This window comes from Bacillus sp. GbtcB10 (genome assembly GCF_019091365.1).
Classification (GTDB): Bacteria; Bacillota; Bacilli; order Bacillales; family Bacillaceae; genus Bacillus; species Bacillus altitudinis.
Map to the genome: position 1 here is coordinate 1 of NZ_JAGXJP010000117.1, position 275 is coordinate 275.

The 275-nt window shown below is 33.8% G+C and carries 1 protein-coding gene; it reads left to right on the top strand.

Annotation, left to right across the window (positions count from 1 at the left end; all coding sequences use genetic code 11):
• Positions 1–57: 57 nt before the first annotated feature.
• Entirely contained in the window at positions 58–198 is a 141-nt protein-coding gene (locus KVT11_RS19825; RefSeq protein WP_001233271.1) for a hypothetical protein, read from the top strand.
• Positions 199–275: the final 77 nt, after the last annotated feature.

Below are 275 nucleotides of genomic sequence, written 5' to 3' on the forward strand. Positions count from 1 at the left end.
TTATTTTTACCTTAGCCATCAAGCCGAAGAAAAAAACTTTGAGAAGGAGGCTTTAAAATGAGAAAAGTAATTTTTAGCTTAATCGGGATTACAGCTGCATTCACATTTATTTTGAATTCTAGCCATGCAACTGATACACAGAAAGCGCTTAGTGAGGAAAAAATTGTACAATATGCTCACGGCCATACTGGCGGATGATAAAAAACAAGGGTCTTCACTTCATTGTGAGGACTTTTATTTTTATATGGGGATCCCTATTATAAAATTACAAAATA

Coding starts and splice junctions, on each gene's coding strand:
- KVT11_RS19825 (WP_001233271.1), top strand. CDS start 58: ATGAGAAAAGTAATTTTTAGCTTAATCGGGATTACAGCTGCATTCACA.